The 13,471-nt window shown below is 59.3% G+C and carries 7 protein-coding genes and 1 pseudogene; all 8 read right to left on the bottom strand.

Annotated features, from left to right (window positions below; all coding sequences use genetic code 11):
* Nucleotides 1-56 precede the first annotated feature (56 nt).
* On the bottom strand, nucleotides 57-1,550 hold the full coding sequence (gene nifB, locus ACP4CD_RS21685; protein WP_426992579.1) for a nitrogenase cofactor biosynthesis protein NifB: 1,494 nt from the start codon (nucleotides 1,548-1,550) through the stop codon (nucleotides 57-59).
* Between the two features lie 190 nt (nucleotides 1,551-1,740).
* Nucleotides 1,741-2,868 (bottom strand): response regulator, encoded by a 1,128-nt coding sequence (locus ACP4CD_RS21680; protein ID WP_064030674.1) that lies wholly within the window; start codon nucleotides 2,866-2,868, stop codon nucleotides 1,741-1,743.
* Nucleotides 2,869-2,872: 4 nt separating this feature from the next.
* Nucleotides 2,873-6,964, bottom strand: a complete 4,092-nt coding sequence (locus tag ACP4CD_RS21675; RefSeq protein WP_426992577.1) for a response regulator — start codon at nucleotides 6,962-6,964, stop codon at nucleotides 2,873-2,875.
* Nucleotides 6,965-7,075: 111 nt separating this feature from the next.
* On the bottom strand, nucleotides 7,076-7,438 hold the full coding sequence (locus ACP4CD_RS21670) for a DUF4186 domain-containing protein (protein WP_426992575.1): 363 nt from the start codon (nucleotides 7,436-7,438) through the stop codon (nucleotides 7,076-7,078).
* A 7-nt stretch (nucleotides 7,439-7,445) separates the two neighbouring features.
* Nucleotides 7,446-8,459 carry a dihydroorotate dehydrogenase-like protein gene (locus ACP4CD_RS21665; protein WP_064030677.1) on the bottom strand — a complete coding sequence of 338 codons (1,014 nt, stop codon included), beginning with the start codon at nucleotides 8,457-8,459 and terminating at the stop codon, nucleotides 7,446-7,448.
* Nucleotides 8,452-12,086: pseudogene (gene nifJ / locus ACP4CD_RS21660) on the bottom strand (pyruvate:ferredoxin (flavodoxin) oxidoreductase). Before nifJ ends, ACP4CD_RS21665 begins: the two are co-directional and overlap by 8 nt.
* A 332-nt stretch (nucleotides 12,087-12,418) precedes the next feature.
* Complete coding sequence (locus tag ACP4CD_RS21655; RefSeq protein ID WP_426992574.1) at nucleotides 12,419-12,949, bottom strand: hypothetical protein; 531 nt, start codon at nucleotides 12,947-12,949, stop codon at nucleotides 12,419-12,421.
* A 60-nt stretch (nucleotides 12,950-13,009) separates the two neighbouring features.
* Complete coding sequence (locus tag ACP4CD_RS21650; protein WP_426992573.1) at nucleotides 13,010-13,453, bottom strand: SRPBCC family protein; 444 nt, start codon at nucleotides 13,451-13,453, stop codon at nucleotides 13,010-13,012.
* Nucleotides 13,454-13,471 lie beyond the last annotated feature (18 nt).

The raw sequence follows: 13,471 nt of genomic DNA, 5'->3' as shown, positions 1-13,471 counted from the left end.
CGGGTTACCCGCGTACGCAAGCCTTGCTTGCGTACGCGGGTAAATCCGGTCCGTAGTTACGCGGTTGCGCGTTGGTCGTCTTTCACCTCGTCCAACTTGCCGGCGGCGGCCAATTCCTTGTACACCGCTATCACCGCATCTTCGATCGGCTCCATCGCGTGCTCGCCGTTAGGCACGATGCCGGCTTGCTCCAGCATGTCCCAAGGCTCGTAACCGATTTTCGAACACAGCACCACTTCGCAACCTTCCAGCGCCCGGATCGTGCGCTGCAATACGCTTTCGCCGTCGCCGCAAGTCTCGTCACCGCTGCAATACAGATCGGTTTTGCGGTGGCTCATGAAACGCACGCCGTCAGGAGAAGCTTCGTAGATCAAGAACTCTTTAGCATGGCCGAAATGCTGGTTGATCACGCCTTGGCCGCTGGTGGCGATGGCCATCAGTACCGGGCGGGTGTTCAGCTTGGGCTCGTCGGCATGGCTGGCGGCTTTTTCAGCTTTGGCGGCACGCTTGCTGTGCATTTCCTCGGCAATCGCTTCGTGGATGACCTTGCGTTTTTCCATCGCGGACTGGTAATCGATTTCCATCGCTTCGATTTTGTCCATCGTGAACTCGTCGCCGCGGTCTTCGCCCAACAGACCAACCGCGTCGGCCCGGCATTGCCGGCAGTGGCGCATCATGTTCATGTCGCCGGAGCAAGAATCCTGCAGGTCCATCAGTTCGTCTTGGGTCGGACCGCGTTGGCCCATCACGCCGTAGAACGTGCCGTGCTCGGCTTCGGCGATCAGCGGCATCACGTTGTGCAGGAAAGCGCCCTTGGCTTTGACGATTTTGCTGACTTCAGCCAAATGCTTGTCGTTGACGCCGGGAATCATCACCGAGTTAACCTTGACCAGAATGCCTCTAGCTGTCAGCATTTCTAGGCCTTTTTGTTGCTGCTCGATCAAAATCTTCGCGCCTTTCACGCCTTTGATGCGTTTGTTTTCCCAGAAAATCCAAGGATAAATTTGCGCGCCGATTTCCGGATCCACACAGTTGATCGTGATCGTGACGTGGTCGATATTGTGTTTGGACAATTCCTCGACCGATTCCGGCAAGGCCAGACCATTGGTCGAAACGCACAGCTTGATATCCGGCGCTTCGGCGCTGAGGCGGCGGAAGGTTTCGAAAGTCCGTTCCGGATTGGCCAGCGGGTCGCCGGGGCCGGCGATGCCCAGCACGGTCATTTGCGGGATATTGGCCGCGACCGCCATGGTTTTCTTCACCGCCTGTTCCGGGGTCAGCAATTCCGAAACCACGCCGGGACGTGATTCGTTAGAGCAATCGTATTTGCGGTTGCAGTAATGGCACTGGATGTTACAGGCCGGCGCCACCGCCACGTGCATGCGGGCAAAGTAGTGGTGAGCGTCTTCCGAGTAACACGGATGGTTTTCCACCTTGGAGCGAATCTCGTCCGACAAATGCCCTAGTTGGTCATCGGACGTACCGCAAGAGTGGGAAGAACAGCCGCCTGCGCTGGCTGCGGGAGTTTCGTTTAATACTGGCAATTCCATGATGAGTACCTCGCTTGGATGGGTTACGAAGTGAGGTAGCACAGGCTATGCCAGTTCTAAAATATCTATAAACCTATGACTTTAAATAACTTTTTTTCGACAACCCCGATTTGCCCTTGGAAAGGGTCGGCGCAATGTTTGCAACGACACAAACCCCGGAATCCATTTGTAAGAATTTTTACATTGATTTTCAAAGGGGATTTGTGGCTGGACCTTGATCGGTGTCCGCATAGCATTCGGCGATCTCCCGAATTTGCGCTTCTATCCGAAAAAACTCGGCCAGCATGTCCGGATCGAAATGACCGACATGCTGCTCGCGCATCGTCGCCAACGCCGATTCGTGGGACATCGGCGGTTTGTAGACGCGCCGGCTGATTAACGCGTCGTAAACATCGGCGATGGCCATCAAGCGGGCCGGTATCGGAATGGCGTCGCCGGACAAGCCGTGGGGATAACCGGAACCGTCCCATTTTTCGTGATGACCGTAGGCGATCTGTTTGGCCGCGTCCAAAAAGCCGACCCGCATACCCAATTGTCGTTCGGCGCGTTCGATGGCCTCGCGACCCAGCGCCGGATGGGTTTTCATGATCTCGAACTCATCCGGGGTTAGCCGGCCGCGCTTCAGCAAAATCCGATCCGGAATGCCGACCTTGCCGATGTCGTGCAGCGGCGCCGATTTGCAAAAGATCGCCACATCGGCTTCGTTCAAGCGCCCGGCAAAACGCGGCTGGCTGAGCAGTGCCTCGGCCAGCGCCTTCACATAAAACTGGGTGCGCCGAATATGATTGCCGGTTTCCGGATCGCGGGTTTCCGCCAACGCGGTAACGACGTGTATCGTGGCATCCTGAATGGCCAGTACTTCCGCGATACGCCGCCGTATTTCGTTCTCCAGAAAGGCGTTTTGATCGCGCAGAAAATCGGCGGCCGCCTTCAGAGCCAAATGGTTCTTGACCCTGGCCAACACGATCGGCGGGCTGACCGGCTTGGCGATGTAATCGACCGCGCCCAGTTCCAAGCCGTATCGTTCGGCTTCTTGCTCGGTCTTCGCGGTAAGAAAGATCACCGGAATTTGGGCGGTGCGAACGTCGGCCTTCAACAGCCGGCACACTTCATATCCGTCCATTTCCGGCATCATCACGTCCAGCAAGATCAGGTCGGGCGGCCCGTCGCCGGCGGCGATCCTTAAACCGTGCGGACCGCTGCCCGCCACCTTGACCCGGTAATAAGGCTTTAACAAGCCACTGATCAACACCAGATTGTCCGGCGTATCGTCGACTACCAGCACGGTTGGGCGTATCAATCGTTCGTTGGATCGCATGGCGCTACTCCGTTTCCGCGTCGGTTTCGTTCAATAGTGCCAAGGCTTTGGCAAATTCGAAGTTATCGACGGCTTTGCGCAGCTCGGCATACCGCCGTGGAAACGCGCCGGCAAACAGCTGGGCATTTGCCGCCAGATAATCGCCGGACTCGGCATCGTCGTCGCCGAGCAGCGCCTTCAGCCGGTTTAACGCAGTCTGAAATTCGCCCGCGGCGGGCGGCGGCGCCTCCACCGCCGCCTCTTCCGGCAACCAGGGTTGCAAACCCGCCGACAGCACCTGGAGTTGATCGCCGATAGCGGCCAACAGCGGAGCGAATGCGTCCAGCGCCTCGCCGCCGCGCAAACGGGATTCCAATTGCTCCGCCAGTTCCGCGACCGGCAATGCACCGATGTTGCCGGCCAAGCCTTTTAAGGTATGCGCCCGGCGCCGCGCGGTCTCGCGATCGCCGCCGGTCAAGGCCGCGCCGATCGCCTCGGCGGCGTCGGCCTGACCTTCGACGAATTTTTTCAGCATGGCCAAATAGAAGTCGGTTTCGCCCAACATGCGCCGCAAGCCGGCCGCGCTGTCCAAGCCAGGCACGTTTTCCGGCACCGGCGAGCGCGCCGTCGGCTCAGGCGGCCGTCTCGGCGGCCGCACCAGCCAACGTTGTAACAAGGCCAGTAAATCGTCCGGCTCGATCGGTTTGGCAATGTGGTCGTTCATCCCCGCCGCCAGGCACTCGTCGCGGTCTTGCGACATCGCGTTGGCGGTCATCGCCAACACCGGCAAATCCACCAATTCCGGGATTTTGCGAATCTCGCGAGTGGCCTCGACGCCGTTCATGATCGGCATTTGCATGTCCATCAGCACCGCGTCGTAACTGTCGCCGCGCAATTTGGTCAGCGCTTCCGCGCCGTCGCCGGCCACATCCACCCGGTAGCCCCAGCTCTGCAACAACTCGCGGGCAATCTGCTGATTCATTTCGTTGTCTTCGACCAGCAACAGTCGCCCCGCGCAATCCGCAGTCGGCAACGGCATCGACTCGGAAACCAATTGCGGCGCGGGACCGCCAGCCAGCGCTCGAATCACGCTGTCGAACAGGGATGAAGCGTTGACCGGCTTGATCAGTACTTCGTCGATGCCGGCCACGCTCGCCCCCGCCAACACTTCCTGACGATCGTAGGCCGTCACCAGGATCAACTTGGGGCGCGGAGTTAGGCCCATGCCGAGAATGTTACCGGCTAACGCGATGCCGTCGGTCTTCGGCATCTGCCAATCCACGAAAATCAGTTCATACGGTCGATCGACCTTGATCGCCTCGCGGATCGCGGCGACAGCGGTTTCCGCCGAATCGGCCTGATCCGCCGAAAATAACATGCCGGTCAGCAACGACACCAGCACCGAGCGGGCGTTTTCGTTGTCGTCCACGACCAGCAAACGCTTCCCGCGCAAATCCGGCCGGGCCAGCGGCTTGGATCGCTCCTTGCCCTTGCCCAACCACACCGTAAACCAGAATTCCGCGCCTCGGCCCGGCTCCGAGTCCACGCCGACTTCGCCGCCCATCAATTCGATCAGTTTTTTACAGATCGCCAATCCTAGGCCGGTACCGCCGTATTTGCGCGTCGTCGAACTATCGCCTTGCCGAAACGGTTGAAACAGCGCGTGAATTTGCTCACCTGATAGACCAATACCGGTATCCCGCACCGCGAAGCGCAGCTTGACTTCCCGCCCGCTATCCCGGTCCTTGCGTATCACGACGGAGACTTCGCCGTGTTCGGTAAATTTCACCGCATTGGAACCGAAATTGATCAACACCTGCCCCAAACGTAGCGGATCGCCGATCAACACCATCGGCACATCTTCCGCCACGTCGCAGATCAGCTCCAAGCCTTTCTCGTCGGCCTTACCCCGCACCAGGCCGGTCACGGTGTCCAGCATCCTCTCCAGATCGAACTCGATATTTTCGACCGCTAATTTGCCGGCCTCGATCTTAGAGAAATCCAGGATGTCGTTGATGATGCCGAGCAAATGGTGGCTGGATGCCTGGATGCGCTGTAAGTAGTCGCGTTGTTGGCTGCTAAGTTCGGTTTTCAAGGCCAAATGACTCAAACCGATGATCGCATTCATCGGCGTGCGAATTTCGTGGCTCATATTCGCCAAGAAATCCGCCTTCATTTTGGCCCCGTCTTCAGCCAGCTCCTTGGCCTTGCGCAAGGCCTCCGCCGCTTCGCGTTCGATGCCGATGTCATCCACCAAAGCGACAACGCCGTTGGCGGGATCGACGCCGTCCAGCGCCCGCGCCGTCACCCGCGCCCAGAACAGACTGCCGTCGCGGCGCAGCAGTTGTTGCTCGCGCCTATAGCTGCCGCCGTTCAGTATGTCTCGGTCGGCCGCCTCGCCGCCGATCCGGTCAGACTCGTCGTCGGCATACCACAAATGGGTCGAGCGGCCGTCCAATTCGCCCGGCGAGTAGCCGAAGATGCTTTCCAGTTGCCGATTGCAGCGCAAAACGATCTCGACTCGCAGCAGCGCAATGCCGGACGACGCCGAGTCGAAAATCGCCCGCTGTTCGGCGTTGGCAATTCGCAACGACTCTTCGATGTCGCGTTGCACTTGCAACTGCCGGGTCAACTGGCACTGTGCTTCGATGCGCTCGGTAATGTCGTAGAACCAGCCCAGCACGGCCTCTTCGTCCCGATACACGATCGGCATATAAGACGCCAACATCCATAAGGTGCGGCCATTGCGGGTACGGATTTCGACCTGCCTGTCCATCACGCACCGGCCTTCGGCCAATTCCGCCAAGATTTCCCGGTACTCCTCCGGGCGGGTGTAGTAGCGACCGGGATCGTCGCCGGTCGCGTCGACATTGTCGATAACCTCTCCGTAGCGCTGGTTGTAAAACACCACTTCCCGCCCCTGTCGAGTCGCGATCCGCACTGCGATCGGGCTGAAATCCAGAATGTCCAGCAAGCGCTGCTGATTGGCGCGAATATCGGCTTCGTGCCGCTTACGCTCGGAAATATCGCTGAATAACACAAACCGGTACCACAAGCCGCCGCGTTCATCGACGACATCGTTGCCGTATGCCAGACAAGGCAATATTGAACCATCGGCGCGCCGCAAGCCGACCTCGCCCCGGTAACCGCCGCGTAGCACATCGGCGTCGCCTGAAGCAATCCAATCCCGAAACGAACGACCCACGACCTCGGGGTCGGTGAGACCAAGCATGCTCAACATAGCCGGATTGGTGCCGGTGACGACCCCAGCCCGATCCAGCATCAACAAGCCCTGGCTGGTCGATGCCAAAATTGCCTGAATTCGACAGCGTTCCGAGGTAATTCGCCCGATCAGAAAAGTCACGGTCGCGCCGCCGACGATCAAGAGCGTGACAACGACCGCAACCCCAATCGCCATGCCGGCCGAGTCCACCGTCACAGCCGATTCCGCCAAGGTTTGCGCCGGCCGCCGGACGAAATTGGCCGCGGCCATCGCCACGTAATGCATACCGGAAATCGCGCCGCCCAGGCAGACTCCGCCTAGCAGGGACGGCAGCCAATTCGCGCGCGACCCCGCCCGGCGCTGCCGGCTCAGCCAGGGCTTTAACAACATCGCGGTAATCGCCAGCAACACGGCGACCAGCAACGAGGCCACGAACAAGCTACGGTCGTAGCGCAAGGCGCCATCCAATCGGACGGCCGCCATGCCGGTGAAGTGCATCACGCCGATCCCGGCCGCCAAGATCGCGCCGCCGAGGATTTTTCCGGTCGCCGAATCACCACTGCCCGCCAACGTGCGCAACGCCGCCCCCGCCGCGACGATCCCAGGCACTAACGAAAGCAAGGTCAACCAGGGATCGTAGCCGACAGGCACTTCCAAACGAAACGCCAACATCCCGATAAAGTGCATGGCCCAGACGCCACCACCCAACATCAACGCTCCGGCCAATAACCAAATTCGACGCCGACCGTGAAACTGGCGCGCCATGGTTTCCAATGCGCAAAACGACGCGAACACCGCGATCAGCACCGAACACGCGACCATCGCAAGATCTAAGTGCCCATGCATCAAGCCGTAAGATAAGTCGCTGGGTTCCAGGAAGAAATGTTCGAGCATCGCGTCTCCGGGCCAATGCCCTCCGCCGTTCAAAGTAGGCCGGCCGGCCACACCCCGTCAGTTTAGTCGATAACGCGCGGTTTCAGCGGATGGCTAGCGGTTCGCCCCCGCTTAAGACGGACCGAACAGATATCCCGACAACCAGCGGCCCAGCACCTCGCGAATATAAGCGCGTTCAAGCTCGGTCGAAACTCTGCCGCGCGGAATGCGATGCCATTTTTCCAGGCATGTTCGGCAACAACAGGCGGTGGCGTGCTGAGCGACGAAAACCGGGTGGCCCCGATAAGGGGTTTGCTTGCCGTCGTTGACCGGTTCGGCGGCGGCCAGACGCTTGGCGACGAAATCGTCGGCATGCCGTAACACCGTGTCCAGGCCCTTGTCGCGCAGGTATTTCAAATCCTTGTCCGGCAAGCGAAATTGGGCGCGGAATCTGGCCCTCGACAAGGCCGCGAACAACTCGTCCAGGTCCCGCACGCAAAAACTAGCGCAGCACGCCGACGGCCGGCGTATAACTGTCCAGCACCTGCACATAGTTGGCGCGCTCGTAGGCACTTGGGTCGATGGCATGTTGTTGACTGACGCTACCCTTCATTTGCGCGACCGAGGTATATTCGTGCTCGCGCAGCCAGATCAGCAATTCGTCAAGCAAATCGGTCAGCCGGTCGGCACCGTGCTCCAGCAACACACTGCACAAATGCACGACGTCGGCGCCGGCCAGCAAGGCCTTGACCACATCCTCGCCGCGATGAAAGCCGCCCGTTACCGCCAGCGACAAATTGACTCGCCCGTACATTAACGCGGTCCAGCGTATCCGCAGCAAGGCTTCGGCCGGCGTGGACAATTCCAGTTTCGGCACGACTTGCAGCGTATCCAGATCGATATCCGACTGGTAAAACCGGTTGAACAGCGCAACGCCGTCCGCGCCCGCCGTCGCCAACCGCCGCACGAAATGCAGCGGCGAACTGAATTGCGGCGATAGCTTCAGCGTCAACGGAATGTCGATCTGGCTTTTCAGCTCCCGCAGTATATGCAGATAACGCTCCTCGACCGCTTCGCTGTCATCCTCGGCGTTGGCCGCCAGATGGTAGATATTCAGTTCCAGCGCGTCGGCCCCGGCCTGTTGCAACGCCACCCCGTATTCCAGCCAACCGCCCAGCGAAGTACCGTTCAGGCTGGCAATGACCGGGATGCTTAACTCGCCTTTCAACTTATGCAAGTGCTCGAGATAGCGCTCTTGATAGGTTTTGATCTGATCCGGCACCGGATGAAAGCTGTCGGCTTCGCCATATCCTAGGGCTTGGCCGTAGTAAAACCGTTCCATCTGCAATTGCTCGGCTTCGATTTTTTCCTCGAACAACGACGGCATCACGATGGCCGACGCGCCGGCATCCTGCAAGCGGCGGGCGCCGTCCAGATCCTTGGCCAGCGGCGATGCCGACGGCACCAGCGGGTGAGCCAACTTCAGGCCCAGATATTCAGTCGTCAAATCAACCATGTTGGCTCTCCGGGGCAATGTCGGCTTTGATCTGGGCCTTGGCGGCGGCCACGCTGGCGGCCTGACTCCAATCCAGCGCCGCCAATTGTTGGTAATAGCGGTAGCGGTTTTTCACGTCCTGTTGTGCCTGTTGCAAGAAGGCTTCCGCATCGTCGGGATGGGTTTGCCAAAGCATGCTGAAGCGGGTTTCGCTCATCACGAAGTCGCGATACGGAATCGAAGGCTCGGCCGAATCCAGATGCATCGGATTCTTGCCTTGCTTGATCTTGGCCGGATCGAAGCGGAACAGCGGCCAATGCCCGCTCTTGACCGCCAGATTTTGCTGGCGGTGGTTGTTGGACATATCCACGCCGTGGGCGATACACGGCGCATAGGCGATGATGATGGACGGCCCGTCGTGGGCCTCGGCCTCCAGAAACGCGCTGATGGTCTGGGTATCCTTGCCGGCGTAGGCCACATGGGCGACGTAGACGTTGCCGTAATCCATCGCCAACAGCGCCAGGTCTTTCTTCGCGGTAGCCTTGCCGCCGGCCGAAAACTTCGCGACCGCGCCGAGCGGTGTGGCCTTGGACGTCTGGCCGCCGGTGTTGGAATAGACTTCGGTATCCAGCACCAAAATATTGACGTCGCGCCCGCTGGCCAGCACGTGGTCCAAGCCGCCGTAACCGATGTCGTAGGCCCAGCCGTCGCCGCCGATGATCCACACGCTTTTTTTGCATAAATAGTCGGCCAGCGGCAGTAAGGCTCGGGCGGCCGGTTGGTTCAAGGATGGCAAATGCTGCTTCAATTCGACGATGCGCTGGCGCTGCTCGTAGACACCGACTTCGTCGGACTGGTCGGCGTGCAGCAGGCCGTCGACCAATTCGCCGCCCAACACTTCGCGCAGACTCAGCAACAACTCGGCGGCTTGTTCGGCCTGCTTGTCGATCGCCACCCGCATCCCCAGGCCGAACTCGGCGTTATCCTCGAACAGCGAGTTGCTCCAGGCGGGACCGCGGCCGTCTGCGTTTTTGGTCCAAGGCGTGGTCGGCAGATTGCCGCCGTAAATCGACGAACAACCGGTGGCATTGGCGACGATCATCCGATCGCCGAACAGTTGCGAGGCCAATTTGACATAAGGGGTTTCGCCGCAACCGACGCAAGCACCGGAAAATTCGAACAAGGGTTGCAGCACCATCGCTCCCTTGATCGTGCTGGTCTTGATCAAGCGCCGGTCGTATTCCGGCAGACCCAAAAAATAATCCCAGTTTTGGCTTTCCGGCTCGCGCAGCGGGCCTGCGGCGCCATGTTCAGCGCCTTGCGGCTGGCGTTGGATTTGTCGCGTATCGGGCAAATATCCACGCACAAGCCGCAACCGGTGCAATCCTCAGGCGCCACTTGGTAGCTGATCGACAAGCCGGCCGGAAAGTCCTTGCCCAGCATCGCCGCATGCTTGAAGGTGGCCGGCGCGTCGGCCACCGCAGGGGTCGGAAAGATTTTGCTGCGGATTGCCGCGTGCGGGCAAACCATGGGGCACTTGCCGCACTGGGTACATAAATCGGTTTCCCAGACCGGGATCGCCAGCGCCAGATTGCGTTTTTCGTAGGCGGCGGTACCGGTCGGGAAGGTACCGTCGGCCGGCATCGCACTGACCGGCAACGCATCGCCGCGGCCGGCGATGATTTCGCCGGTGACTCGGCGCACGAAGTCCGGCGCGTTGGCGGCGACCGGCGCCTGTAGATCGAATGTGCTATCGGCCCGGCCTGGTAACATGACCTGATGCAGCCCGGACAGGGTTTCGTCGATGGCCTTGAAATTCAGTTCGACGATGCGTTGGCCCTTTTTACCGTAGGTTTTTTCGACCGCATGCTTGACCGCCGCGATCGCCTGCTGTTGCGGCAAGACCCCGGAAATCGCAAAAAAGCAGGTTTGCATGATGGTATTGATGCGCTTGCCCATGCCGCATTGTTCGGCGACCGCATAGGCGTCGATCACATAAAAGCGGATGCGTTTTTCCAACATCTGCCGCTGCATCGTCGCCGGCAGGCTGTGCCAGATGCGATCGGCCGGCTCGGCGCTATTCAACAGAAACACCGCGTTGTCGGCGGCGTTAGCCAACATATCGTAACGTTCCAGGAAGATGGTTTGATGGCAACCGATGAAGCGAGCGTCGCCCCGGCCGATCAGATACGTCGAGCGAATTTGCTTGGGCCCGAAGCGCAAATGCGACACGGTGATCGCGCCGGATTTTTTCGAGTCGTACACGAAATAACCCTGGGCGTGCCAATCGGTTTCCTCGCCGATGATCTTGATCGTATTTTTGTTGGCGCTGACCGTGCCGTCGCTACCCAGGCCGTAAAACATCGCCTGAAAGGTATCGGCATGGGCGTCGGTACGAAAATCGGCGTCCCAGTCCAAACTGGTATGGCCGACGTCGTCGAGTATGCCGATGGTAAATTGATGCTTGGGCCTTTCGCGCTTGAGTTCGTCGTAGACCGCCTTGACCATGCCCGGCGTGAATTCCTTGGAGGACAAGCCGTAACGGCCGCCGACCACTCGCGGCAAAGCGGCGAATTTGCCGCCGGCGGCAAAATCCTGAACCAGCGCCGCCAGCACGTCTTTGTACAAGGGCTCGCCGTCGCTGCCCGGCTCCTTGGTCCGATCCAGCACCGCGATTCTGCGGCAACTGGCCGGTAAGGCTGCGATCAGCCTATCGGCGGCAAACGGCCGGTACAGGCGCACTTTCAGCAAGCCGACCTGTTCGCCTTGCCGGTTCAGAAAATCCAGGGTTTCCTCGGCCGCCTCGGCCCCGGAACCCAGCAGCACGATCACCCGCTCGGCTTGCGCCGAGCCGACGTAATCGAACAAGCGGTATTGGCGGCCAGTCAAACCGGCGAACCGATCCATCGCCCGCTGGGCGATCTCCGGTAGCGCCGCATAAAACGGATTGACCGATTCGCGGCCTTGAAAATACACGTCGGGATTTTGCGCGGTGCCGCGCAGTACCGGCCGATCCGGCGTCAGCGCCCGGTTACGATGCGCGGCAACCCAGGCGTCGTCTATCATCGCCCGAATCACGTCGTCGCCGACTTCGACGATCTTCGCCACCTCGTGCGACGTGCGGAAACCGTCGAAGAAATGCATGAACGGAATTCGGCTTTCCAACGAGACCGCGTGAGCGATCAATGCCAAATCCTGGACTTCCTGGGGTGAGTTGGAGCACAGCATCGCGAAACCGGTCATCCGCGCCGACATCACGTCGCTGTGATCGCCGAAGATCGACAAGCCCTGGCAAGCCAACGAGCGGGCGGCGATGTGAAACACCGCCGGACTCAGTTCGCCGGCGATCTTGTACATGTTCGGCAGCATCAGCAACAGGCCTTGCGACGCGGTAAACGTCGTCGCCAGCGTACCGGCCTGCAAAGCGCCGTGTATCGCGCCGGCGGCGCCGGCCTCGCTTTGCATTTCGATGACGCGCGGCACGGTACCCCATAAATTGACCTGACCGCGCGCCGACCACTCGTCGGCCCATTCGCCCATCGCCGAGGACGGCGTAATCGGATATATGGCGATGACTTCGTTGAGTTTGTGGGCGATAGTCGCCGCGGCCTGATTTCCGTCTATCGTAAGCGTTCGAGGATTTTCCATGACACAACCTTGATGCTAAGGTGAATGGCGCCGCCCGGCGGCAGCCTCTGAATTCGCTGGCGTCCCTCTCCGATTCGCCGGCGGACTGGGTCGGGCGTAGCAAACTTTAGCGGCTGCGCGAGGCTCTCCGACCGGTAAAGTTTTCGACGCCGTGATTAACCCTACTAAGCATAGTCAAAAAATGCTTGCGCAAAATTTGGTCAATTTGATGACAGCCTAATGGCAACGGCGAATGGCGGCGATTGGCAACCGCTTAATCACAAACTTATCCACAGCTTTTGTGCATAACCGTACTTTAGGACAATAGCCTGAAAGTGGCGGCCATAAGGAATTCAATCGCGAATCGGTATCCGCCCCAATTTCTGCTCGATGCCGAGAACGGCACGGTTAAGTAGATAAAAATGCCGGTCCTCGACAAACTGCAAGCCCAACATGTAGAAAGTCGGTCCCCAGAACGGGTTGACCAGCATGCCGCCGAGCACGCTTTTAGCGGTCCTCGACAGATTCCGTAACGGATTGAACGCCACCGCCAAGGTTTGCCTGGGGTGCTCGGCAAACACCTCGGCAATCGGCTGCAATTGACACAGTTCGCGTTGCTCCAGTCCGGCCGAGGACACCGCCAGTTTTTTAGCCATTTTGGCAAAATGCCATCGCGCAACCGTTGCCGACACCGCAAACACCAGGGCCATCAACGGTAACAGAATTTTCGGCGGTAGCAACGGCGCGAATATCGGCGCCAGCAGCACGAGACCATATCCCAACATCACCAAATCCTCGCCGCGTTCGACGTCGCGGTCCAGATGCTCGACTATACCGGCGACTCGATTGCCGGCCTGTAACGGATAACTGTCTGATTCAACCATGTCGCTCGCCTCCGCAATGAATTCGAGAGGGTTCGATTTAATGCTTGTCGCGGGAAAAAGTCAATCTTCTGAAAGAGTAACGGCCGGCAACGGCCAACGCGCTTGCAACACCTCGGCCCGCCACTGGAAAATCCGCTGTAATCGCATTCCGATCAGGCAGTAATGCAACAATTCACCCATCCAGCCCCAGCGCATCGAGTAAAACACGATGTCCTCCACTTCTACTCCGCTTCGGCAAGGCGTCACGACTACTTCGTGGCTAAAGAAAGCGAAAGGACCGACGCGCTGCTGATAGACAAAACGTCGCGGCGGTTCGCAATAGCACACTTCGGACAACCAAGCCATCGGCCATCCGAAAACCGCGCGCATTCGGTATGCAATCAGTAAACCAGGATAAATTTCCTCCGGCACCGGCGAGGCAATATCGACGTGAAAAAAATCCGGGGTAATCGCGTTGAGATGCTGAGGCGACGAGAAAAAACGCCAAGCCTGTTCGGGAGCCACATTCAGATGCTGAGATCG

Source organism: Methylomonas stagni (genome assembly GCF_050154735.1).
GTDB classification, from domain to species: domain Bacteria; phylum Pseudomonadota; class Gammaproteobacteria; order Methylococcales; family Methylomonadaceae; genus Methylomonas; species Methylomonas koyamae_A.
This window is presented reverse-complemented; position numbering and strand designations above follow the sequence as displayed.